At 39.8% G+C, this 23,441-nt stretch carries 18 protein-coding genes; 3 read left to right on the forward strand and 15 right to left on the reverse strand.

Translation table 11 applies throughout. The annotated features are described in order from the left end of the window. Window positions 1-67 precede the first annotated feature (67 nt). The 4 genes from IAE19_RS04555 to IAE19_RS04570 form a co-directional block, all read right to left on the reverse strand. A complete protein-coding gene (locus tag IAE19_RS04555; RefSeq protein ID WP_200459745.1) occupies window positions 68-1,450 on the reverse strand; it encodes an NAD(P)-binding domain-containing protein in 1,383 nt (460 codons plus the stop codon). A 126-nt stretch (window positions 1,451-1,576) separates the two neighbouring features. Next, window positions 1,577-2,362 carry a PAS domain-containing protein gene (locus tag IAE19_RS04560; protein ID WP_200459746.1) on the reverse strand — a complete coding sequence of 262 codons (786 nt, stop codon included), beginning with the start codon at window positions 2,360-2,362 and terminating at the stop codon, window positions 1,577-1,579. 33 nt (window positions 2,363-2,395) lie between these two features. After that, window positions 2,396-3,097, reverse strand: coding sequence for a response regulator (locus tag IAE19_RS04565; RefSeq protein WP_227612186.1), 702 nt, complete (start codon window positions 3,095-3,097; stop codon window positions 2,396-2,398). 21 nt (window positions 3,098-3,118) lie between these two features. Continuing rightward, on the reverse strand, window positions 3,119-4,282 hold the full coding sequence (locus IAE19_RS04570) for an ATP-binding protein (RefSeq protein ID WP_200459747.1): 1,164 nt from the start codon (window positions 4,280-4,282) through the stop codon (window positions 3,119-3,121). A gap of 257 nt (window positions 4,283-4,539) precedes the next feature. Here IAE19_RS04570 and IAE19_RS04575 point away from each other — a divergent pair, with 257 nt between their 5' ends. Beyond that, window positions 4,540-6,900: a DUF1989 domain-containing protein gene (locus IAE19_RS04575; RefSeq protein ID WP_200459748.1), complete on the forward strand. Its 2,361-nt coding sequence runs from the start codon at window positions 4,540-4,542 to the stop codon at window positions 6,898-6,900. A gap of 39 nt (window positions 6,901-6,939) precedes the next feature. Then, window positions 6,940-8,247, forward strand: coding sequence for an ammonium transporter (locus tag IAE19_RS04580; RefSeq protein WP_227612187.1), 1,308 nt, complete (start codon window positions 6,940-6,942; stop codon window positions 8,245-8,247). A 208-nt stretch (window positions 8,248-8,455) separates the two neighbouring features. Here IAE19_RS04580 and IAE19_RS04585 read toward each other — a convergent pair whose 3' ends face one another. The 4 genes from IAE19_RS04585 to IAE19_RS04600 form a co-directional block, all read right to left on the reverse strand. Next, the gene (locus tag IAE19_RS04585; protein ID WP_200459749.1) at window positions 8,456-9,049 is read right to left on the reverse strand and encodes a LysE family translocator; all 594 of its coding nucleotides are present in this window, start codon (window positions 9,047-9,049) and stop codon (window positions 8,456-8,458) included. Between the two features lie 284 nt (window positions 9,050-9,333). Then, window positions 9,334-10,092 carry a hypothetical protein gene (locus tag IAE19_RS04590; RefSeq protein WP_200459857.1) on the reverse strand — a complete coding sequence of 253 codons (759 nt, stop codon included), beginning with the start codon at window positions 10,090-10,092 and terminating at the stop codon, window positions 9,334-9,336. Window positions 10,093-10,435: 343 nt separating this feature from the next. Beyond that, window positions 10,436-12,004, reverse strand: coding sequence for a YadA-like family protein (locus tag IAE19_RS04595; protein ID WP_200459750.1), 1,569 nt, complete (start codon window positions 12,002-12,004; stop codon window positions 10,436-10,438). A gap of 60 nt (window positions 12,005-12,064) precedes the next feature. After that, window positions 12,065-13,570 carry a YadA-like family protein gene (locus IAE19_RS04600; RefSeq protein ID WP_200459751.1) on the reverse strand — a complete coding sequence of 502 codons (1,506 nt, stop codon included), beginning with the start codon at window positions 13,568-13,570 and terminating at the stop codon, window positions 12,065-12,067. Window positions 13,571-14,009: 439 nt separating this feature from the next. Between IAE19_RS04600 and IAE19_RS04605 the strand changes: the two genes are divergently transcribed. After that, window positions 14,010-14,372 carry an IS630 transposase-related protein gene (locus IAE19_RS04605; RefSeq protein ID WP_200459752.1) on the forward strand — a complete coding sequence of 121 codons (363 nt, stop codon included), beginning with the start codon at window positions 14,010-14,012 and terminating at the stop codon, window positions 14,370-14,372. Window positions 14,373-14,406: 34 nt separating this feature from the next. Here the strand turns inward: IAE19_RS04605 and IAE19_RS04610 are convergent, their stop codons facing one another. The 7 genes from IAE19_RS04610 to IAE19_RS04640 form a co-directional block, all read right to left on the reverse strand. Next, window positions 14,407-15,231 (reverse strand): hypothetical protein, encoded by an 825-nt coding sequence (locus tag IAE19_RS04610; RefSeq protein WP_200459753.1) that lies wholly within the window; start codon window positions 15,229-15,231, stop codon window positions 14,407-14,409. A gap of 405 nt (window positions 15,232-15,636) precedes the next feature. Further along, window positions 15,637-16,077 (reverse strand): YbaN family protein, encoded by a 441-nt coding sequence (locus tag IAE19_RS04615; RefSeq protein ID WP_200459754.1) that lies wholly within the window; start codon window positions 16,075-16,077, stop codon window positions 15,637-15,639. Window positions 16,078-16,104: 27 nt separating this feature from the next. Next, complete coding sequence (locus IAE19_RS04620) at window positions 16,105-16,704, reverse strand: biliverdin-producing heme oxygenase (protein WP_200459755.1); 600 nt, start codon at window positions 16,702-16,704, stop codon at window positions 16,105-16,107. A gap of 34 nt (window positions 16,705-16,738) precedes the next feature. Further along, a complete protein-coding gene (locus tag IAE19_RS04625; protein ID WP_200459756.1) occupies window positions 16,739-17,662 on the reverse strand; it encodes an energy transducer TonB in 924 nt (307 codons plus the stop codon). A 9-nt stretch (window positions 17,663-17,671) separates the two neighbouring features. Beyond that, complete coding sequence (locus IAE19_RS04630; protein WP_200459757.1) at window positions 17,672-19,162, reverse strand: surface lipoprotein assembly modifier; 1,491 nt, start codon at window positions 19,160-19,162, stop codon at window positions 17,672-17,674. A gap of 74 nt (window positions 19,163-19,236) precedes the next feature. Beyond that, a complete protein-coding gene (locus IAE19_RS04635) occupies window positions 19,237-20,028 on the reverse strand; it encodes a Slam-dependent surface lipoprotein (protein ID WP_200459758.1) in 792 nt (263 codons plus the stop codon). 190 nt (window positions 20,029-20,218) lie between these two features. Then, complete coding sequence (locus IAE19_RS04640; RefSeq protein ID WP_320159409.1) at window positions 20,219-23,392, reverse strand: TonB-dependent receptor; 3,174 nt, start codon at window positions 23,390-23,392, stop codon at window positions 20,219-20,221. Between the last annotated feature and the right edge of the window lie 49 nt (window positions 23,393-23,441).

The following is a 23,441-nucleotide window of genomic DNA, read 5'->3' on the forward strand; positions in this document are numbered from 1 at the left end:
CCTTATTGATACCACTCAGCTTAGATCATTCAAACGTTAGAGATCACTCATTTTTAACAAAATGTGCTTATCCAACCTTCTTGCAATCTTCCTGCCCCGCGTGCAAATAATTTTCCAAAGAATCATCCAATGCATTAAGCCAAGTCGTATGATGTAAGGCTGCTAACGTACCCGTAATGACAGATGTATAAATATGATCTCGGAAAGTCATGATGTTTTCTTTTTTATGCTGTTTCCATTCCATAAAAATTAAGCGCATGGCTTCAATATCAAAGGTTGGATAATCCGTAGCTTCAATCAGATTTAGAATATAATCTCCCTGAAATTTATACATGTCAGGCACTTCGGTAATGGCTTTTTCGATATCGTGCCATTTCTGCGTATGTGCCAACATCTCGTCATATTCAGGCAGTTCAATTTTTCCCAAAATCACATCACGCACATACCATGCTTGTGCATCAAACATGTTGAAGGTGTACCACTGATCTTGCATGCCCAAATAGAATAATCGAGTATTTTTCTCATAGACGACACCTTTATATAAGCCTAAAGGGTACAAACGATTATCTGTTTTAAGGCGTAATTCTTCTTGCATAAATGGAAAATAATGCAAATAGCCGGTACATAAAATAATGGCATCTATTTGTGCACTTGAACCATCAACAAAGTACGCATGCGTCTGATCGACTCGTTTTAATGCTGGACGTTCAGACCAGTTAGCAGGCCATTTATAGTTCATCGGTGCGCTACGGTAACAACTGATAATTTGCTTTGCACCATATTTATAACATTGTGAACCAATATCTTCGGCCGAATAACTACTGCCTACCACTAAAACTGTTTTATCTTTAAATTCAAGCGCATCACGAAAATCATGGGCATGTAAAATCCGTCCGCCAAAGCTTTTAAATCCCTCATATTCTGGTACTTTTGGAGTAGAGAAATGTCCGCTAGCCACCACAACATAGTCAAAAACTTCCGAATAAACTTCATCTTTATCATAATTATGTACAGTCACCGTAAATTGACGAGTGACTTGATCAAACTCAATATGACGAGCAGCCGTATTAAAACGTACCCAACTTCGAACATTTGAACCATCGGGTAAATTAGCTTTTTCAACACGACCTTTAATGTAATCCCATAATACCTCTCGTGGAGGATAGGAACCGATTGGCTTACCAAAATGCTCATCAAAACTATAATCAGCAAATTCAAGGGCTTCTTTGGGGCCATTTGACCACAGATAACGGTACATACTGCTATGAACAGGCTCACCCTGTTCATCTAGTCCTGTACGCCATGTATAATTCCATTGTCCTCCCCAGTCAGACTGCTTTTCAAAACATATGATTTCGGGAATATCCATCCCTTTTTGTTGAGCTGATTGAAATGCACGCAATTGCGCCATTCCACTTGGTCCTGCCCCGATAATCGCAACACGTGTCATTGATGTTCTCCTCAAATCGTAAAACTATTGAATTAACGATAATTCTGAAATTTAAGGAGATAAATTCCCTGTAGTAGGTATGACCAAGGGGTTAGTTAGGAATACTGTAAAAGTCTATTGGGTTGATCAACCCGCATTGGGGAAAATTACCCCCTCTACCCCCAAAACCATATCACTCTCTGAATATAAGCCTTGCCCTATTTCCTGAACATTTAAAATATTTTGATTTGCTCGTATTAACCGATAATCCAGATAAAACAACGTTCGAGCTCGTATGGCTGTTTGTGAAACTTCCCAAACTTCGGCTTCATCGTCAGGATGAATGATATTGCCGTATAAAGGTGTATTTAATAATTGATGTGCAGCATAACCCGTAATTTTTTCACAACCTTCACTGACATATTCCATGGTCCAGTCCCGATCATTTCGGGACCGATATAACATAATAGGCAGACGTTTTAACAGATCATTTAAACTGCGCTGTTGAGCAACCTGTAAATATTGCTCCTTAATTCGTTCGGTCTGATTAGAACATATCAAACACCAATACATTTTATTGTGCTTAGGATCATGTTGAATATAATTTGCTGAAACCTCAAACCAGTGCAAATTATTTTTTCCATCCATTAAACGTAAACGATATTGGCTATTTTGTGGATGGTTCAACAAATGCTTAAAATAATACACATCTTCGGGATAAACCCAGTGAGAAAAATCTTGCTGCGGGATCAAAGTACGATCTGAATGATCAATATGAATAAAATTAATCCACGCAACATTATATTCATAGATGTTTAGATATTGATCGACCAGTAAAACTATTTCCGAAAAAGACTGAAATAAGGGAGACCAAGACTGTTTGATGGACGCAGCAGGATGAGGATGCAGGACGTTATGCAGTAGTTTTAGCATATGATGCTCCTACTATGAAATTATTCATATTTATTAAACGTTACGGATCGTTTTTAAATGCCTGTGTACCCAGACTGAAAGTTCCAGTCGAGAATGTACATTCAATTTGCGCAATAGGCTTTTCACATATACTTTGACTGTGCCATCACTGATTCCCAGCTCTCTAGCAATCAACTTATTATTTAATCCTTTCGCAATAAGCAATAAAGTTTCCTGTTCGCGCATCGTCATTTCTGAAAATAAAACATGGTGATCATCCATGAGTTCAGGGCTTTCGGATAATAATTCTGTTGCCTCATGACTATTGAGCCGCAACTGATGTGCTAAAATAGTGATGCCCTGCCCATGTAAAATCGTTTGTCCATTTAAGACATCGTTTAGATTAGATAAAATGACTTCTGGCAAAGTATCTTTAGGCAAAAATCCATTTGCACCCAGCTGTATCGCTTCCAAAATAATTTGTGCATCATCGCTCGCTGTCAAAACAACGACTTTTAATCGTTGATCGGTTTTACGAATCTCCCTTAGAATATTTAAACCAGATTCATCAGGCATTTGTACATCAAGCAATAACAAATCGGGGTAGACCTGTTGCATCTGACCCAAAAACTCTCTGCCTGAAGCATATTCTGCAAGAACCTGATAACGGCCCGATTGCCTTAAAATATCGAGTACACCACGCCGAAATAAAGCATGATCATCGACAATACTCACTGTATAGACTGGCATCGACATTTTGATGACCCCTTTTAAAATTTATGAATACGCATTTAGCTTTAACAGAACGCAGGTTCCCTGAGGAAAATTCACACTAAAACTAAGTTCTGCTCCAATACGTTCAGCACGTTCTCGCATAATATCCAGCCCAAAACTGTCGCTGCGTTTCTGGCTTAAATCCAACCCACGGCCGTCATCGGCAATCCGAATTTGCAGCTCACCCGAAGCCAGATAGTCCAGCCGTATTTGTGCAAGTGAAGCATGAGAATGTCGGACAATATTACTTAAGCTTTCTCTGATGATATAAAGCAATTGCACCGCCTGTTTAGCCGTGACTTTAAATTGAGGAATACGATTATCCAGTTCAAATGAAATACTCGATTGATGTTCAAATTCCTGAATGACTTTTTTTAATGCCAATGAAAAATCCAGTTCCTGATAAGCCAAACGAGAAGCTGTAATTAGTTCACGAGTTTGCTGATAGGCGTAATGGGTATAACTTGCAAGCTCTTCAGTTACATCCTGTATCTCCGTATATTGCGCATTGTCCTTACACTGACGATGCAGTTGCGCTGATTTGAGGCGTAAAAAGCCTAATATCTGTGCAATACTGTCATGTAGTTCTGCTGCAACGTCCTTTCGTTCCTCCAATAATATTTGGTGTAATTTTTTTTGTTGTTGTAACCAGACCTCAAGTCCTTTTCCTAAAGCTTGATCTAACAATTGCATGAAATTAAATGGCAATTCGACGGGTGATAAAAATCTATATAAACGCCAAACGAGAATGTCATGGCCTGTTAATAACAACTTTGACTGATAAGATAAAATAGCCATTTCCTGAGCTACATGCCTGTCTGACTGCTGAACATACACAGAATTATTCAACAGGGTTTGCTGAATCAGCTCAATATCAGATCGGTTCATCTGTTCTGTTTGAGCATGATAAATAAAGCATTCCTGAGTAAAGGGATAACAAAACACCAGACAATATTGTATTTTTTGTTCTGAAAAAAAATGCGGAATCTGTTGATGCAGATGTTCCAAAAATAATGGGATTTGTTCTGAAACATTTTGCATTTGCGCCAGTTGTAGTTCCAGCTGGGCACAAAATAAATCAAATTGACAAGCGAATAGAGTCTTTTGCATCGACTCCAGATCATTGGAATGCGTTCGATTTTTGAACCAGTGTTGCCAAAACTTCATATCTTTACCCATTTTAAATGCGGCAAATCGCTGTTCATTTATTTGATTGACTCACCTTTGATCAGCCATTTATATTCTTCATGGTTAATTTTTTTGAGCATTATTCATGCCAAAAATAAAATCTACCTCATTTTAGGTATTCAATCGGTGGAATTGTTTTCTATTTTATGACTAGGGATAGTGAATAAAACGGAAGGGACTAACCGACTTAATTTTATCGGTTTCGCTGCCAGTCGCACAGCTATAGGTGATGTTACATGGGACACTTACAACAACCTCAAAAAAATGAAAATATCTTTGAAGAAACAGGAGATTTTTTTCATTTGCAACCCGCAATTCACTGTTTGAACCTACGGGTTGATCCTCAATCAGTTGGATCTTTTTCTCTTGAAGCACAAGATGAAATTGAACTGCATCTTGCAAAAGAACAATCTATTGAATTCGTGATACAGGACTTACAAGGGTATATCCAGCCTCACTCTTTACAATTACTTTCTGAACAAACTGTGCTCGAATCTGATATCGCAAAAAATACAAAAGCGCAATTGGCAGAACAAGGACACTCAACCCAGAAATTACAACATCAACTGCAACGATTGGGGTTACAACAAAGTGATTTAAAGCAAGTTCAACGCCTAATTCAACACGAGGGTTTTGTACGTTTTAAAGCTCTCAATAATTTGCGACTTATTGTTTTGAATACTGGTAAAAATATGCGCGTTGATCAGCAAGATGCCATCGACGAAATTGAAGTTAAATTATTCAAAGCCCGCCCCCAGAGTGAATACTTACCTCCACTTTTTGCCCCGCCTCTACAAGAAATTCGCATTGCACGTGCTTCTGCAAAAAGTTATGAGGTTAAAGTAGGCCAATGGATTCAAATTATTGATGTGTCAGGCAAACAATGCTCTGACTTTTTGGCTTTTGATCGTCAGGCTTTAAAAAATGGCCAAGAAATTGGTCTAGATGCAGTCGCAACTCGAACCCTATTAGGGCATAGCACACCGTTACCTGGGATTCATTCCCGTTTTTATGGTTCAGACCTGCAAGCACTGGTAGAAATTGTGCAAGATACAGTAGGTCGCCATGATATGTTTTTAACTGCATGTAGCCCTAAGTTTTATGAAGATTCGGGCTACTTTGGACATATTTCCTGTACAGATAATTTTAATAAAATCCTGTGCAAATATGGTATTCAGGCCAAGAGCGCATGGCCTGCAATTAACTTCTTTTACAACACACAGATTGAACCCTGCGGCACCATTTCAATGGATGAACCATGGTCACGTCCCGGGGATTACGTATTAATGCGCGCGCAAAAAGACCTACTTTGTGCTTCTTCAGCCTGTCCAGATGATATTGATCCATCTAATGGGTGGATTCCTACCGATATTCATGTCCGTATTTATGATGAATTCCAAGATTTTCCTCGCTCACAACCTTATCGTATCGCTCCAGAGGAGATGCCTCGTATGACTAAAAAATCTGGTTTCTATTCACGTATCTCGGGATTAACTTCAAAACTCGTAGAATACCACGGTTACTGGGTGGCATCAGAATACAGCAGTTGGGGAGCAAAAGCAGAATATCTAGCTTGTCGCGAACGTGTAGCTGTTATCGATCTAACCGCTCTTCGCAAATTTGAAATAACTGGACCAGATGCCGAAAGTTTTTTGCAATACATGCTTACCCGTAATATCCGTAAATTGGCGATTGGCGAAATTGCCTATTCTGCTGCATGTTTGGAAACAGGAGGTATGGTGGATGACGGCACGATTTTTCGTTTAGGCGAAAACAATTTTCGTTGGATCTGTGGTGATGAATATAGTGGGCGATGGTTTAAACAAAAAGCACAGGAATTGGGCTATCGTGTCAGTATACGCCAGTCCTCTGACCAGATTCACAATATCGCAGTTCAAGGCCCCAAAAGTCGTGAATTATTATCAAAAATCATTTGGACACCTGAGCATCAACCCACTATTAATAAATTGGCCTGGTTTCATTTTACTTTAGGCCGTTTAGGGGGAGCAACTGGTATTCCCGTGATGATCTCGCGTACTGGGTATACGGGGGAACTGGGTTTTGAAGTCTGGTGCCATCCCGATCATGCAGAACAGATCTGGGATGCCGTTTGGCTGGAAGGTCAAGCTTTTGATATCGCGCCTATGGGATTTGATGCATTGGATATGCTGCGCATTGAAGCAGGTCTAATTTTTGCTCAACATGAGTTTGATGCCCAAACGAATCCCTTTGAAGCAGGTATTGGGTTCACCGTTCCCCTAAAAACAAAAGAAGAAGACTTTCTAGGTAAAACAGCTATTCAGAATCAATCTGCTGCCAGTAGACATAAATTAGTTGGACTCATCTTAGAAAAAAGCGAACCCGCACTACATGGGGATGTCGTTTATAACGGACGCTTTCCTATAGGGGTCATTACAAGCGCAACTAACTCCCCATTACTACACAAACAGATAGCCTTATGCCGTATAGCACCCCAACACGCAACTGTGGGTTCAACCCTTGAAATTGGCAAACTTGATGGGCAGCAAAAACGCCTGAAAGCGACTGTAGTTGCTCTGCCGTTTTACGACCCTGAACGAACACGTGTTCGCGCCTGAAACCCTTATTTTTCATACTTTAGTTCTGGAGAATCGATCATGATTTTTCGTTTTATGGCTGCTTTCATGACAATGTTGTTATTCATGCCTATCACTTATGCAGCTGATGCAACACTCAATCAAACTTCTACTGCATGGGTTATGACCTCCATTGTATTTGTCATGATCATGTTTATTCCCGGTCTGGCATTATTTTATGGTGGCATGATTCGTAGTAAAAATGTCTTGTCTATTTGCACCCAGTTCTTTGCTTTTGCTGGCATTGTGGGTTTGCTCTGGATCAGTTTTGTTTACAGCATGATTGTAGATAGTAGTGGTATGAAAGAAGGTGTGTTTAATCTATCCAGCTTCATTGGTGGGTTCGACAAAGCTTTTATGAAAGGTATAACTGATCAATCTTTGGTAGGTGATATTCCAGAGTTTGTAACTTCTGTATTTGGTATGACGTTTGCCATGATTACCCCTGCTATTGTAGTGGGTGGTTTTGCTGAACGAATGAAATTCAGTGCGATGGTCATTTTTGCAATTCTATGGACCATACTGGTATATGCACCCATGGCTCATATGGTTTGGGGTGGTCCTGGTTCAGCCATGCACAACTGGGGCGTACTTGATTTTGCTGGTGGAACTGCCGTGCATATCAATGCAGGTGTAGCAGCTCTGGTCGGGGCAATCATGGTGGGAAAACGTAAAGACTGGAAAACCCAAAGTATTGCCCCTCATAATCTTGTATACACATTCATTGGCGCTGGTCTACTCTGGGCTGGCTGGTTCGGCTTCAATGTCGGCTCAGCTCTTGCTGCCAATAACAGTGCAGGCCTGATTCTGATTAATACACAGATTGCTGCTTGTGCTGGTATTGTCGGATGGATGATTGTAGAAAAATTTTTAGACACCCATGTTTCCTCACTCGGACTAGCTTCTGGAGCAATTGCTGGATTAGTAGGGATAACGCCAGCCGCTGCTTATGTAGGCGTATTTGGAGCAGCTACCATTGGTTTGCTCACGGGCATAGGGTGTTTTTATGCAGTTACCCGTCTAAAACGTTTGCTCAATATTGATGATTCATTGGATGTTTTTGCATTACACGGCATCGGTGGAATGATCGGTTGTATCCTAACAGGTATATTTGCTTCTCCAAGTCTTGGTGGCAATATCACTGATTTACAATTTGGACAGCAGATCTTTGCACAAATATTGAGTATTTTAGTGACCGTTGCTTATAGTGCCATCTTAACTTGGGTTATTTTTAAAATAATCGCACTGACCGTTGGGCTTCGTGTAAGTAAAGAACAAGAAGAACAGGGTTTGGATATTTCTGATCATAATGAACGAGCATATAACTAAGGAGAAGCATACGATTCATCATATGTTCACTCAGCGGATGGCTTGCGATATGTTTTATAGTTAAATCATATCGATAAGGTTGATTGCTGAATGAAATCCGAGACTCGACAAAAGTTAATCGCAAACCTTTAAAATTTTGACAAAAAAAACCACAATTTTTTACTTGTGGTTTTTTGGGCAAATTAACGTTTTAAATACTTAAATTCATTTAAAACGAAGTAAGAGCCGAATAACTCAAGGGTATAGAAAAACTAACCAGTACCAATGAAGCTGTACGTTTTAGATTTTTCTGATTCAACCATGAAATGCGGTTAGAAACTAAAATAGATCCAATGAATATCCAGAACATGGCTATTGGAAGGATTAACGCCAAAAATGTTCCCATATGAATGACATAATTATGTGTGGATGACCAGCTTGAAGCCGGAAAAATCGCAGACGCGAATAAAAGAGCCTTTGGATTCAACAATGTTGCACAAAATAATGCTTTAACTGTAATGAGGGGCTGATCCAGAGTCGTATCAACAGTCGAAGTTTTCCAAAGTTTTAAGGCCAGAAAAATAATGTATGTTGCACTTAATAATTTCATTACGGGTGGAATCAACGGAAAACTATCTGCAATGGAGTCAATCAAAATTCCCCATAACGAAATGGCAATCAAATAACCTGTGGCTTCAGCGGGTATAAGCTTCAGTGACTTTTTCAGACCAGACTCAATTCCTGATGATGCAAGAAGTGTATTGGTTGGTCCTGGTGTCAACAGGATTGTTATCACTAAACTCACAAATAACCATGAAATCATTCAAATTCCTTCTCTTATAGAGTTGGCAGAATCATTACGTATTGACCACTGTTTTGTCGAGATTTAAAATGTAAGAAGACATTTAATAACAATAATTTATAACTTCAATTCAATGGATTAAATTAACAAATGTAAACGCCATAAATCCCCTTATCAAAAAATTTCAGCTCATTATGTCTATAAAGACCATTTTAAAACCCCTACACAGAACCAATGATCTTGACTCATGACACAGCGTTTTTCATTAAACGAGCTGATTTATTTTACTTACACATTTGAGCCATTTATAACCCATCATCCAGACCAAATGCCCCAAACTGTGGAAGAGGATCAGATGCTGTCTGCTGTGAACTTTCATCCACTGAATTGGACTCATTTTCTGAATTGTCTTCTGTATTTGTTTTAGGTGCGCTATCCATTGAAGATGGATAAGCATCAATTAATAAAATAGACGTTAAGGGACTACACTGCGATCTATTCGCTAAATTATCTTCTTCATAAGAAGACGCATATAATTGGCTGGAATATTGGGAATGATAACTCGCTGTCCAGTTCTGCAAAATATTAGGTAGGTTAAAGGTATAATAATAAGTTCGAGTCTCATTCGGTTGATACTCATTTACAGTTTCATCATTTAAACACTCATTAGTTTTTGTATTTTTTTCTGTTTGAGTACCCGTCAATTGAAACGCGGAATTACAACTATCAATATATTCATACATTTTGGAGGAAGTTGTATTTTTAACAATTACCTGCAACTTATATCGTACTTTTAATGAATGATTGATAGACAGAAGATCCATACGATCCCCCTGCATCATGGGAGTAAAGGGAGCATAGTGCCTCACAAACTGGATCGTCCGTTCCATGCCATTGCAATACTGTGTAACCGGATCAGGATAGGCCAAAGCATAAAGCACATCATCCTCCGTCGGGTTAGGAATAATATCTGGTCTGGGCGTAGAAACAGTACCTGTCCCTGTACCACCTAGACTTACACCAACGCTAAAGTTTTGGCTTTCCTCTCCACAACCCGATAACATCAGTATACTTATGCAACCCCAAAACAGTTTATAACCTGAATGTACCGCCAAAGTTCTCTCCTTTTAACTTTGTTGCTGAAAATTTGACGATCCCCACCCTATCACCAAAATTCAGTATTTATTTCTCAGTATTTATTTCTCAGCATTTTAACAGGAATTGCTATCAAGCCGATGGCAAAAGCGCGCGAAAGCTTTAGTTTTTTTCTTAAAAAAAGGTTGTTCTCTATGCAGCATAAAGAACAACCGAAGAGGAAAAATGAAAACCATCTGATCTTTAAGATAATAGGAAATTAAAGATCAGATTCTTTTGTTTGTTTTTATATCTGCCCAAAGTTGAAGAAACTTACCAAAGATAAGTCAAGCCAATACGACTACCGACCTCATTTCCTCCAGCAAAACCAACAGAACCACTTAAAGAAATTCGATTAGAAATAAATGAAGTAGCTACGCCAACTGAACCTGCTGTTTCCCCTTCATAATGCCCAACCCCAGCAAATACTGCGATTTGTCCCGGACGGATATTCGGAATTGCTTGCTGTGCTGCCAGAGCAATGGCAACACCACGATAAGCAGTTCGCTCTATATCATCTAGACGACGATTTGCCTGATCAATACGACCATCCAAACGACTCACTTCGGCGACACGTGTTGCTGTTTGTGTATCAATGCGTTGTCCCAAGGCGATATCCGCATTTGAACGGGTTTGTGCTTCCGCCGCATCTCCTGCAATTCTGGCCTGAGTTTCGTTATTGATTGCCGTGGTGCGGGCTGCTGCTTCTGCTGCATCACCAGCAACACGTGCATCTGCTTCATTATTGATCGCGGTGGTACGTGCTGCTGTTTCTGCTGCATCTGCGTCAATACGTGCCTGAGCTTCTGTATTGATGGCTGCAGTACGTGCCGCGGCTTGGTCGGTATCAGCCTGTGCTCGTTGAGCGGCTTCATCATCTAAATTGGTTTGCAAAGTGGTATCAGCAGTTGCACGAATTTGTGCTTCATTACTGATCAATCCATCTACATTATCTAAAAATTCCTGATTTACACCCAGATTGCTAACCGCACTATTTAACTGTGAAATATTAATGGCATCTGTATCATTAATACCATTGGCAACCTGTGTAATCTTTCGGGTTTTAGTGCCATCACTATCGAGTACGCCCTCAACCGTACCTACTGTAACCACACCATTACTGTCGCCGAGCAAATCGTAGGTGTCAGAGTTATAGCCCAGAGCAACCGAATTTGCGTCGTTAGCCACAGTATTTGAACCTAAGACTGCAGTGCCCGTCAGTAATGCATTCGAGTTATAACCAATACTGGTTGCGTCTTTCACGGCATCAGCCTGCCAGCCGATTCCTGTGGCATTTTCCTGACCTAACTCTACGTTATAGCCCAATGATGTCGTATTCTCGGCGTTTGCCCATGACTCCGTACCAATTGAAGTTGCATTAGTAGCGGTTGCCCATGACAATTGTCCTAAACTGGTGGAGTTGTCACCGTTGACATAATTATTGTTACCAATACCGGTCGCATTTGCTCCCTGCATCGAAGTGTCATTTCCAATCAACACACTATTGGATGCAAGTACATCAACGTCAGTACCAATCGCTATACTCGTATTGCTATCGTTAAGAACACGTGCATCGTAGCCTACAGCAATCGAGTTATTGCCCGCAGTCGTATTATTGATACTCCCCGCAACAAAACTATTGTCGCCAGTTGCATTGTTGAAATAACCTATACTGGTGCTATCGCCTACATCATTACCCTGCCCAATCGCAATGGCATTTGAACCAGTAGCAGTGTTGCTTCCTGTACCAGCTCCAGTAGGACCCTGAATAGTCTGTGCTGCATACAGATTGCTTGTCATCAATGCTGCTGCTATGACTGATAATTGAAACGTTTTTTTCATTTGATTGTCCTTTTATTATGACTAAATCTTACTTAGCGATTTATATCGACTAAATCTGACTTAGTTCCCCCCGAGGACATAAGCTACGCCAGCGCGCGCACCAAATTTTCCACCATCGGCTACACCCACTGCACCACTACCTGAGAAACGATTGCTAAATGAAGTTACTACACCAAGTGCACCCGCAGCTTCACCTTCGTAATAGCCTGCTCCACCAAATACTGCGACCTGACCAGGCTGAATGCTTGGAATCGCTTGTTGAGCAGCAAGAGCAATCGCAACACCACGATTTGCAGTCGTTTCAACATCATCCAGACGATGATTAATATGATCAATACGACCATCCAGACGTTTGACTTCTGAGGTGCGTGTTGCAGCTTCAACATCAATACGCTGACCTAATGCTAAATCTGCATCAGCACGAGCCTGAGCTTCTGCTGCATCACCCGCAATACGTGCTTGAGCTTCATTATTGATCGCTGTAGTACGTGCAGCGGCTTCTGCTGCATCACCCGCAATACGTGCCTGAGCTTCATTATTGATGGCTGTAGTACGGGCAGCGGCTTCTGCTGCATCTCCAACAACACGTGCTTGAGCCTCACTATTAATGGCAGTAGTACGAGCAGCGGTTTCTGCTGCATCACCATCAGCACGTGCCTGCGCTTCATTATCGATATTGGTCTGTAGCGCTGTGTCTGCATCCGCACGGATTTGAGCTTCGTTATCAATTTTGCCTTGTATTTCAGTTTTAAATTCTTCACTTGGCGTGGTATCAACATTCGCCAGAGCATCATTTAGCTGTTTAACATTGACCGCGTCATTATCACGAATACCGTCAGCAACCTGTGTAACACGACGGTCACCCATTGCGACTGTATTTTCTTCATCGGCGATGGTACCTGCACCAATTGCAACCGAATTTTTTGCAGTTGCCTGTGCACCTGCACCAAATGCAACGGCACCGTCAGCAGTCGCCTGTGCACCTGTTCCCAGTGCAATTGAATCTTTACTTTCAGCTTTGGTTGAAGCACCTAAAGCAATTGCATTATCTTGAGTAGCTGCGGCACCAGCACCTAACGCTACTGTCCAATCACCTGTTGCTTCTGCACCGGCACCTACCGCAGTCGCTGCTTTACCATTTGCTACAGTGCTATCACCGAAAGCACTTGCCTGATTACCACTGGCCTGTGAATTATTACCCACTGCAATAGTACTGCTATCCGTAGTACTTACATTGTTACCAATGGCGATATTGGCCGCGCCAGCCGTCGTATTGTCATTACCAATCGCAATATTCTTGTCTTGTTGAGTTGTATTGCCCGAACCTAGCGCAACATTATAGTTACCCTCAACCGTATTATTATTCCCTCCAACAAAGCCTAGCCCCCCAGTCACATTGTTATTGTTACCAATTACAGTTGTATCAGCGGCGTTATTATCTGTACCCACGACGGTAGTATTTGGACCACTCGCCGTATTCCCTGTACCAATATTGGTTTGAGCGGCATATAAATTTGTTGTCATTAACGCAAGTGTAAGTACTGATAGTGGAAACGTTTTAATCATTACATGATCCTTCTTCATATAAATTATGCTATTGATAAATAATGGTTTTCTATAAATACGTTTCCAGCGGATGTTTATTATGAGGAACGCATCATCAAAACCAATATTTAATGTGTAATTTGCACATTAATAAAAATTAACATAGACACCATTGTTTCGCAATAGTTCTAATGAAAGGAATGATTTAAAAATAAAGCCATATAATTACTTGTATTTAATAAATAAAAATAAAAATCTTTTAAAAGTTACCCTACTTTAATCAGCATAATTAAAAAATATTTTTCATAAATATGTTCAATATAGACATTTATAAAATTAAGTGATAGATTTCCTGCAACAACGTTCAAGTGAGCCACCATGCTCAATCCATACTTCTTTATTTTTTGTATTTCAATCAATAAAGGACCGATATAAATACAAAGGAATATTAATCTGCTTTATGCATGCCTATTCATTAGATCTTCGAAAAAAAGTCATGGCCCTTTATTACCAGACTGGACACAAATCGAATGTTTGCAAGCAATTCGGTATCGCCAGATCAACGCTAGATGGCTGGATTAAACTTGAGAAAGAAACACATGCGCTAGAACCACTTCCTGTGGTCAAACAAGGGCGTCCATTTTCTATTAAAAATCTTGAAGACTTTAAACAATTTGTAGAGACAACACCTTTTACAAAAATTGAGGAGTTGCTAAAACCATTTGAACAAAAATTTGGTTATCAAATTTCTTATGCAATTTTATGGAGAGGTCTAGATAAAATAGGCAAGACCAGAAGAAATACTGACAAAGTCAGAAACTAATTGTTCATTATTACTGGCATTCATTATATCTATATCATTCATCATATTGATAAACGCCCAACCTGAAACGTTTATTCGCATCAGGTGAATTTTCATCGTTTTTACAATAATCAATTGCAGCAGACACAAGCGCTTTTGACATTAAATTCCAGAGGTCTCCGCTTAATTGAGTCAATTTTTCAATAGATTCCTGCGACAGTTCATCAGCAAAGATCGCTTGCTCTAAAAAATTGGTATTTTCAGTCAGATTTCGTATGCCAGCTGATAAATGATCAGAAACATTTTGGGAAAAAATTTGTTTACTTTCATCAACTTTTGGATCAGGTGTGAAACTGGTTTGCTGAAGCACCACCTGCTGATTTTCTTCAATGACGATACCCAAACGTTTTAATTCCAATAATATTGATTTAGGGTGTTTTTCAGAAGAAATTTGTCGAACCAAAGCTTCAAAACTATTTTCTGCTCCCTGAAAAGGAAGTGCGAGAGGTAACTTTTGATGAATCCAAGCTCCTACTACACGTGCAGGTACGCTAATAGGAAGTTGTAAATGGGATTCGTCGACCAGAATATACTCACCGTAGGTTTGGCAAAATGCTCTTACATCTCGCCTATTCAATCCCGATAATAAACTGATTGCAGAATCTGTTTTTTTTTGTTGAATACGATCTAATTCCTTTATTGCTTCATTATAAAACAATGCTTTAAGGCCTGTCGCAAATTCTGTATACCCAATACCCGATCTGATCAACCAATGAATGAGTTGGGGAATGATACTAATCACGTGTTCTAGTGTTGTTTCAGTATCATGAGACAACATCTTTTCTTCAGCATTCACTAAAGTGGATGATTCTTTACTCATGCAAACTCCAGAATCAAACATGGGGGAAAGCTTCCTTTAATAACAGGAAATAATAAAAGCAATTTTTATTCTAAAATGAATTCGCTTGAGTTTAACTGAATTAATCCATATAGAAAGTATGGATTGTAGGCTTTTTTTAAAAAAATTTATATATATTTGTCAACTTGCTATTCTAACATAACCTGTACAGTAATCAGCTTATAAAACACCCATTTTATTGCTACTTCTTTTAATGAAACTTTGGAGAATGTTCTCATCCTCATATTGTTTAATTTAATCTTCTCTTAGGCGAGCTTAGCGATAACTCAATCGACATGAACCAAGTCCAACTATTTATCAGAATTAAAAAATTCACCACACACTCTTAATATGAATAATTTTTACCCAATAAAATCGTGAGAAAAGTTATTTTTTAAGCCACATCCACCCTAATACTCCAGCCATACACAAAATTGCGGGGTAGACAAACCAAGGATGTGGAATAGTCCAGATCATCAGCCCCGCAGCTAAACTCATGCTCACTGTCGAGATGTATTTGGCTTTTTGAGGAATACGGCGATTTTGTTGCCATTCCTGAATAATGGGGCCAATATACCGCTGGTTTTGAAACCATTGATGAAGTTTTTCAGACCCACGTGCAGCAAAGAAAACGGCCAAAATTATAAAATCAACCGTAGGTAACCCTGGAATAAAAACACCCAATATAGCAAGTGCGATACATAGCCAGGCCAAACCAATAAAGATCCAGCGTGCCCAAGCAGAACGAGCCAATTTCGTAGCTGAACGAGCGGATGATGGTGGCTGTTCTTGACTTACAATCACGTCTGACTGATCTATTTTTTCCATACTGGGTAAGCCTTTATACAATTCGGATTATTTCAATTCATCAAGTTGAACAAGTGCTTTGCCAAAATATCCAAATGCATCTAAAGCCCCTTGAATTACACGATCTTGTTCAATTTGATCGAAGCCCGTTTCATCTAATGCTTGCACAAATCGCTTCCAAACTTTAGCGCGCCCTTCAGGATAAGCAGCCAGATTACGCGCAGCAAAAGTTTCAGAGAACCCAAGATGTTTTTGTGCTTCCTTAAATAAAAAAGCGGCACCTAAAGTTGAACCTTCAGAGACATAAATCCAGCCCAAAGCTTCTGGTAATTGCACATACTCACTTTGGAGCTGCTGTCCAAAAGGTTGAATATCTAAATCATTTAAGTCAGCAAGGGCTTGTTTTGATCGACCACGAATATCAAGATCCGGAATCAATTCTGCGACACCCTCTTTTTCAAAAAGATGCTCAATTTCACGCTGAAAGTAGTATTGAGATAGGGTAAATTGCGCATATTTTTCTTTATTTGAAAATACGTTTGCCTGTGCCATTAACTGATGCATACGTTCATGCTCAGCAGCAGTTTCCTGTTTTAAGCGTAAAGATAAACTATTGTTAATAATCTGTTCTTTAGACAAATTCATCATTTTTTTCTCCTGAGAAATGGATATTGCTCATCGGCTAACGATCCCGGCTGAGTTTTAGTTGGACTGGAAAATCCACGACAACGGTCTTAGCTTGACCGTTAATTTTATGCGGTTTAAATCTTGCTTGACGTGCCGCTTGCATCACTCGTTCATCAAGGCTATTAATGCCAGAACTTTGACGCAATTGGACGTCAATGGGTTGTCCTTTTGCATTAATACGAAGCCGAAGTTCAACCCAACGATTTTTTTGTTGTAGTTCTCGATCATCATAGTTAAGCTGGCCAAAACTCAATACATCAACAGTACTCACCTGAATAATGTCATCAGGTTCAGCTTGCGTGGCAGGAGCTTTAGAATATTCTTGTTGTGTCGCAACTGCTTTGACTCCCCCATTTTTTATTTGATTTTTGGTGCTTTCAGATCCATCTTCTCTTAGCATGGATTGCATGTCTGTAGGGCTAAACTGTTTATCTATATTGGCGTGTAACCTGTCTGCATTCTGCTGCAATTGATGAGATGCTATATCTTGTAAATGAGGGTTCAATTTCCCAGATGGCTCTTTACTTAAATTCTTTTCAGGAATCTTTTGAGAAGCAGTTTTTGTGACTAATCTTGGATGACTGGTAGATGTAATCTCCTGCTTTTGATGCACATTAGACGCTGATTCTATTGAAACAGCTTGAGGTATTAGAGGATGTTCAATGTGTTTTTTTGCACTCTGCTCAGGAGAAGGGTCATTAGTCGTCGACAGCGATATAAAACTTACTTTTAATGCATCTATTTTGGGGGATGCTGTAAAGGTATAGGGTTCAATTAAATGACTAAATATCCAAACAACAAACACATGTATACCCATCACAAAAGTAACTATTAGCCACTTAAAAGAAGGCTTTGACGGTAGCACTAAAGTGAATTTTAGAATGGACTCATGCACAGGGAATAAAGATTTTGATTTCATGATTTATCCCTAAAAACGATGCTCAAGTTTGAGACTAATATTGTGTTTATCGTAGGAATAGAGCCAATCCACATTGCTTTTATTATGGTTATAGCGATAGGTTAAATTTGGAGTCATACCATAAAACGCCAAGCGTGGCATTTGCAGTACAAAAGTATAATTCTGTTCAAAATCATGGCGTCGTGCCAGGAAAGTTTCCGTGTATTTATCAAACTGACGCCAACGATAAGAACTTAATAAGGTGGTATTGAAACCCGTATTCCAAGATTTAGTTAATCCCAGACGAATGCCTTGTTGTTGATAAGCAGCCATATATTTTTCTTGGGTTGAATGATCGAGCACATCCAATCCACCAAAAACAGTCCACTGATTAGGAAGAATTTTCCAGAAGGTGGCAAAGATCGAGCTTTCTATTCCATCTAATGTCGTATATTTCTGATAATTTAAATCTTTGGATTCGACTTCAAATTTAAATGCTTTATCTGCTGAAATAAAATGCATCCATTCAGCGCGCAAACCCCAAGCATTGTACAGACCATCATTGCCATATCGCTTTTGTTCAAACAAAGGAGCGACTCCAATTTGATTTTTTAAATCAAAGTAGCTATAGCCTGCATTGATATTGATTGTAGATTCATTAAAAGCAGTATTGTCTTTATAAGACTGTCCAAAAACCAGCGCACGTAAAGTCAAACCATGATGATTCTGAATTGCAAATCGTTTCATAAGCGTTGCTTCATAATCTAGACCCATTGCTGACTCAGCCTTCGGACTACCACGCGTGATTTCCTGAATTGGAATAATGTTACCTTTACCATCCGTACTATAGAGCGTCCAAGTTTTACTTTGTTCAGACGAGCTATTTAAATTGGTGGCATAGGTATATCCAACTGCGACGGAACCTTGCCATGAATCTCGCTGATCCAGCGCCTGCAAAAATGTATTAACTGTTTTTAAAACCCCCAATGGAATCACTGAAGGGTCGCTTTGTTTTAGTTTGTTTTGGATAGAAATAAAAAGGCGTGCTGCTTCCTTATTTTTTTGTTGTTCAAACAGCACACGCGCTAACTCAAGTTCACAAATCAAATTATTAGGTTGTTGATTAAGACTGCTTTGAAATTTTAATTCAGCCCATTTTAGTTGCCCTTGAGATCGTGCAACAGCCCCTTCGGCAAAGTCTGTCAAAGCTCGATCATAGTCAACATATTTTTTATAGTGTTCCAGATAAATCGTGACTTTGCCCCACTGTTTTTGCATGACAGCCAAATATAAAGCTTTGGCAAGATCATTCGGGTTTTGCTCAACACGATATTCTTGTCCATTAATTTGAAGTGGAGGTAATGGATCAGTGCTGCGAATTGTTCCCTGTTCATGAAACTGTCGTTGTTCTTGTAAAAGTCGCTGATCCAGACTTTGATTAAGACGAAATTGTGTCTCGTCATCAGCATATAAACATCGACAATTCAATAAAGCTAGACAGCACAAAAGTGTTCGTTTCATAAAACAATAAACCGACGGCGACAAAGCAAAAACTCTAAAAAAGAATCTACATACGTAGATTCCTTTTACCTTAATTAGTTTTTAGCACCACCAAATGCAGTGTTGTAAGATACGTTATCAAACTGAGCAATACCTGCTAAAGCAGCAGCATTTGCACCAAAGAATTGACCTTGAACCACACCCGTGTTATCTAAACCAGACGTACCATTAGCCGTTGCTAGACCAGCAAAGGCAGCAGTACCGGGGTTAAATGTCACACCATCCAAGCTTAATGATGAAACAGCCGTGCCTGTTCCTGTAAGCGTACCTGCGAGTGTGCCAGCTCCATAGTTCGCGGTAAAATTACCACTTAACAGGTTAGTTGCTGAACCGTTAATACCTGCAACAGTATAGGTTGCAGTACCAGTCGTCGGTACACTGGTATTGGTGTTATCACCCGCATAATAAACCGTATGGCTTGCACTTGCAGGTGTATCGCCTGCTTTCCACCATTCCCCAAAATAAACTTCCTGCGTACCCACCTGACCAAAGTTAAAATTACCTAAAGCACTGTGTGAAGGTGGCATTGCCGATACAGGAATATGCGAAATATTAAATGTTTTTGTGCCAACAGTGACATTGGTATTGCTTGTACCTTGAGCCGCAAAAGCTTGAGCTAAACCTTTTAGCGAACTAAAGCCAGTAAAAGCATTGTATGGCGCACTAGCGGCCTGTACAGATACCGCGGCTACACCGCCTGGATGACTTGCATTGGCAGCAGCACCGATTTTGATGTTGCTTTCATTACTCGAAATGCCATCAATACCGGCCTGAGCAAACATCGCTGAACACGCAACAAGACCTAAGAATAATTGAGAGATTTTCATTTATTGTTACTCCATCTTTTATAAGACTAAGTTATTGTTTAAATTAAAATAACGATTTCGCTATTTTTAGTTTATTGAGTAGGTTTAGAGAGAGTCCTACTCAGGTGAATTTGTAAATAATAATCATTCAATATTATTTACCGTTATCCGATTCCCCTTTTATATATGTATAGAGGGAATCAAATTCTGCTTAAAATTTGGTAGTCCAACTGACTTTCAGTGTTCGGCCCGGTGCGGCCATTGCACTACGAGTTAAAGGATCAATGTAAAATTGGTTAGAAAGATTGCTGCCTACAAATTCAACGGTGTTATAGTCATCGACCTGATAACGGGCATAAGCATCAAAAATCCACGTATCATCCCAAGCCAAAGGCACGTTGAGGTAATAACCTTTGTTGACGCTTGCATCATTGTTTTTACGTAATGGGCTTTCATAGGCTTTATAAAATGTTGCACGGGCGCCAAGTTCAAGCTTTTCGTCAAAAAAACGCGCACCCAGTAAACCGTGAAAACTCAGCTCTGGTGTTGCCATTGTGACCAAATAACCATTTGGAAAACCGTCATCGACACAGCGTTGATAGGGTTCACGAAACGCTAAACCTTGTTCAGTTTGAACCGTACCGCCCAAAATCATTTTGTTAATGGCACTATTGGTATCACATACTTCATTTTTTAGGTTATACGCCACACTCAGGTCTGTGAAAAAGCCGCCATTATCAAAACGACTTTGTAATTCTAGGCCTGAGAGTTTTTGCTCATCCATATTGGTAAAAATAAGATTCTGGTCACGCTCAATGACATTTTTAGTTTTGTTATAGTAATAAGCCAGCTTAATATCGGCATTACGCGCTGTACTCAGCCAATTACGCAAGTCATAGACATATCCCAATTCATAGTTAAAGGCATGTTCAGGTTTGATTGTCTGATAGGGCAACATGGCTGAGAAACCCACAGTGCTTTCAAACAAACTCGGTAAGCGATATTCTTCTGCATAACGCGCATAGATTCTGCTATTGGGGGTTAAGTGAATTGAAGCACCTAATTGCGGCGCCCAGCCACTATCTTTAACTTTTTCAGCAGATTCAACTGGAATCTGATCTACCACTGACATGAAATTACCGCCAGTCACCACGTACTTTTGTCCCAATGCATTGAGCTGGTTTAATGGATTATCTGCCAGCGACAAATTACCATTGGCATCCGCTTTCCAGCTCAGCGTATTTTTCTGGGACCAGATCACATTATATAAAGTGCTTTCTGTTGCAGGAACGGTGTCTAACTGCCCATCCCATTCTGGATTTTTTGTGGCGTAACGTTGTTTTAAAACATTAATTAAGCGCTGTTGAGTCGAGGTGTAACTCTCTGGCATGGTTTGATATTCAAAGGTATATTCTTTAAGCTTAGTTTTTTTGGTAAATAGCGGATTTAAAGTTGGATCAATCTCGCTTTGCAAAGAATTATTTAAAAAATCATCAAATGCCCAATATGAGCGATAACGCATTCCTGCATCAAGACTTAACCAAGACACTGGTCTATAATTAAAATTAAAATCGAAGGTTTTTTCTTCACGACGTCCTGCTCGAGGCAAGGCCTGATAAAGTGAATAACTTGGACCGTATTCTCCATATATATCATCAGAGGTCAGTTTTTCTTTTAAGAAACTTCCGCCCAATGTTAAATCAAGCTGCTCTAACAAACGTGTTTTATTACTTACTGTAATGCCTTTACGCGTATTATCCGAATGACTGAATGCAGTGTTAATAATAGTGTTATCACGATAGTCAATTGTAGTGGGCCACCCACCACGTGTATATGTCTGGCTTTCAGTGTCGGTTTGCCAAATATTGGCATAGAAATCAACCCAGCGATTATTTTCAGGTTTGAATTTATACTCAAGACTATATGCTTTAGAGTGAATATTGCTTAAAGGCCATTGAGGAACACCTAAGTCTGATGTAACGCCCCAAACAATCCGAGAGGGCATAATTTCGCCAAAAATATTTTTGGTATCCCGATAAGTAAGTTTAAGTGTCTGGTCATCGGTTGGTCGATACGTTCCTTTTAATAGCCAAGATTCCATATGACTTGAAGTATTGGGAACTTCATCGCCAGGTTGATAAGCATAGGCAAAGTAAGGAATAAAATCGAGGCTATTGTCTGGTGTTGCTCTTTTATAATACCCTGCGCCATGTGTACCCGAAAAATAGTTACCCCGTTCACGAACAGCATAAACTGCTAATAAATCGAATTGATCTTGCTTGGTTGCAATTGCCAACCGCCCCGCTAAATCATCGCCAGAAAAGGTAGAATTATCATTTTTGGTTCGGTTCTTTTTGTAAATATCAGGGTCATACTTTGCGCCATTCATCTCAATCCAAGGCACAGTATCATTATAGTTCTTGCCAATTTTACTCATGTCTGGCAATGACGGATCAATTGAATTGGTGGAACCTTCTACCTTTAACTCCGCGCCAAAAGACTGACCTGGACGGACAATATCATCGGCCTCAAGAGTTTTAACCACCACGCCCCCTCCAACAGAGGTTGTGGTATTACGCTCTAGTGAAGGCCCTTTAATGACTTCTATACCAGCGATTAAATTCGGATCGATATAGTTTCGGTTATTTACTCCATTATAACCACGCCACACCGCTATTGACTGTTCTGTACCATCAATAGTTAGAGGTACACGACCAACCCCTTGTACGCCACGCACACTCGGATCCAAAGCCCCGCTGTTACGGGCATCACCACTATAGACTCCTACCATACCTTGCAAAACATCGGCAGGGTTAGTCCCCTTAAAACGTTCTACGTAATCTTTCCCCGCATAAACAGAAGAATGATTTGCATCATAGACTTTGTTATAACCTGCTGTATCACGATCTTCGTTGCCATACACCACAATCGGTGTCAAACGCACTGAGGCATCTTCATTGATTGCCGTACTGCTTGAAGTCTCGGCAGTTGTTTGAGTTTTGGGTGGAACAGTACTCGCTAAAGTTTTTTTGATCAGTGTATAACCTTGTCCGACTTTTATAACATCAAACTCGGTTTGTTTTAATATTTCCTCAAACCCTTGCTCTACCGCATAGTTGCCTTTTAACCCAAGACTCTTTCGCTGTTGCAGTTGCTGAGCATCCATTGCAATTGAAGTATCAGATTGTTCTGCAAATTGATTCAGTACATTCGCCAGACTGCCTGAAGGAATATTATAATTTTTAACCCGAGTTGTTTCTGCATAAACCTGTTGTAAAGGTAAAGCTATTAGCCCACTCATCGACACAGCATGTATGGCAAATGCAAGTGTTGAAAATCGAAAAATCGATCCATTCCTTATTTTGCCTGTTTTCACTTCTATCATTAGCCCCGCCCCAGTAAATCGTAATAAGAATCATTCAATATAATGTTTC

Source organism: Acinetobacter sp. S40, assembly GCF_016624705.1.
Lineage (GTDB): Bacteria > Pseudomonadota > Gammaproteobacteria > Pseudomonadales > Moraxellaceae > Acinetobacter.

Bases quoted from the DNA above. Each gene is read 5' to 3' on its own strand.
- IAE19_RS04555 (WP_200459745.1), bottom strand. From the start codon at position 1,450: ATGACACGTGTTGCGATTATCGGGGCAGGACCAAGTGGAATGGCGCAA.
- IAE19_RS04560 (WP_200459746.1), bottom strand. From the start codon at position 2,362: ATGCTAAAACTACTGCATAACGTCCTGCATCCTCATCCTGCTGCGTCC.
- IAE19_RS04565 (WP_227612186.1), bottom strand. From the start codon at position 3,097: ATGTCGATGCCAGTCTATACAGTGAGTATTGTCGATGATCATGCTTTA.
- IAE19_RS04570 (WP_200459747.1), bottom strand. From the start codon at position 4,282: ATGAAGTTTTGGCAACACTGGTTCAAAAATCGAACGCATTCCAATGAT.
- IAE19_RS04575 (WP_200459748.1), top strand. From the start codon at position 4,540: ATGGGACACTTACAACAACCTCAAAAAAATGAAAATATCTTTGAAGAA.
- IAE19_RS04580 (WP_227612187.1), top strand. From the start codon at position 6,940: ATGATTTTTCGTTTTATGGCTGCTTTCATGACAATGTTGTTATTCATG.
- IAE19_RS04585 (WP_200459749.1), bottom strand. From the start codon at position 9,049: ATGATTTCATGGTTATTTGTGAGTTTAGTGATAACAATCCTGTTGACA.
- IAE19_RS04590 (WP_200459857.1), bottom strand. From the start codon at position 10,092: ATGTTATCGGGTTGTGGAGAGGAAAGCCAAAACTTTAGCGTTGGTGTA.
- IAE19_RS04595 (WP_200459750.1), bottom strand. From the start codon at position 12,004: ATGAAAAAAACGTTTCAATTATCAGTCATAGCAGCAGCATTGATGACA.
- IAE19_RS04600 (WP_200459751.1), bottom strand. From the start codon at position 13,570: ATGATTAAAACGTTTCCACTATCAGTACTTACACTTGCGTTAATGACA.
- IAE19_RS04605 (WP_200459752.1), top strand. From the start codon at position 14,010: ATGCATGCCTATTCATTAGATCTTCGAAAAAAAGTCATGGCCCTTTAT.
- IAE19_RS04610 (WP_200459753.1), bottom strand. From the start codon at position 15,231: ATGAGTAAAGAATCATCCACTTTAGTGAATGCTGAAGAAAAGATGTTG.
- IAE19_RS04615 (WP_200459754.1), bottom strand. From the start codon at position 16,077: ATGGAAAAAATAGATCAGTCAGACGTGATTGTAAGTCAAGAACAGCCA.
- IAE19_RS04620 (WP_200459755.1), bottom strand. From the start codon at position 16,704: ATGATGAATTTGTCTAAAGAACAGATTATTAACAATAGTTTATCTTTA.
- IAE19_RS04625 (WP_200459756.1), bottom strand. From the start codon at position 17,662: ATGAAATCAAAATCTTTATTCCCTGTGCATGAGTCCATTCTAAAATTC.
- IAE19_RS04630 (WP_200459757.1), bottom strand. From the start codon at position 19,162: ATGAAACGAACACTTTTGTGCTGTCTAGCTTTATTGAATTGTCGATGT.
- IAE19_RS04635 (WP_200459758.1), bottom strand. From the start codon at position 20,028: ATGAAAATCTCTCAATTATTCTTAGGTCTTGTTGCGTGTTCAGCGATG.
- IAE19_RS04640 (WP_320159409.1), bottom strand. From the start codon at position 23,392: ATGATAGAAGTGAAAACAGGCAAAATAAGGAATGGATCGATTTTTCGA.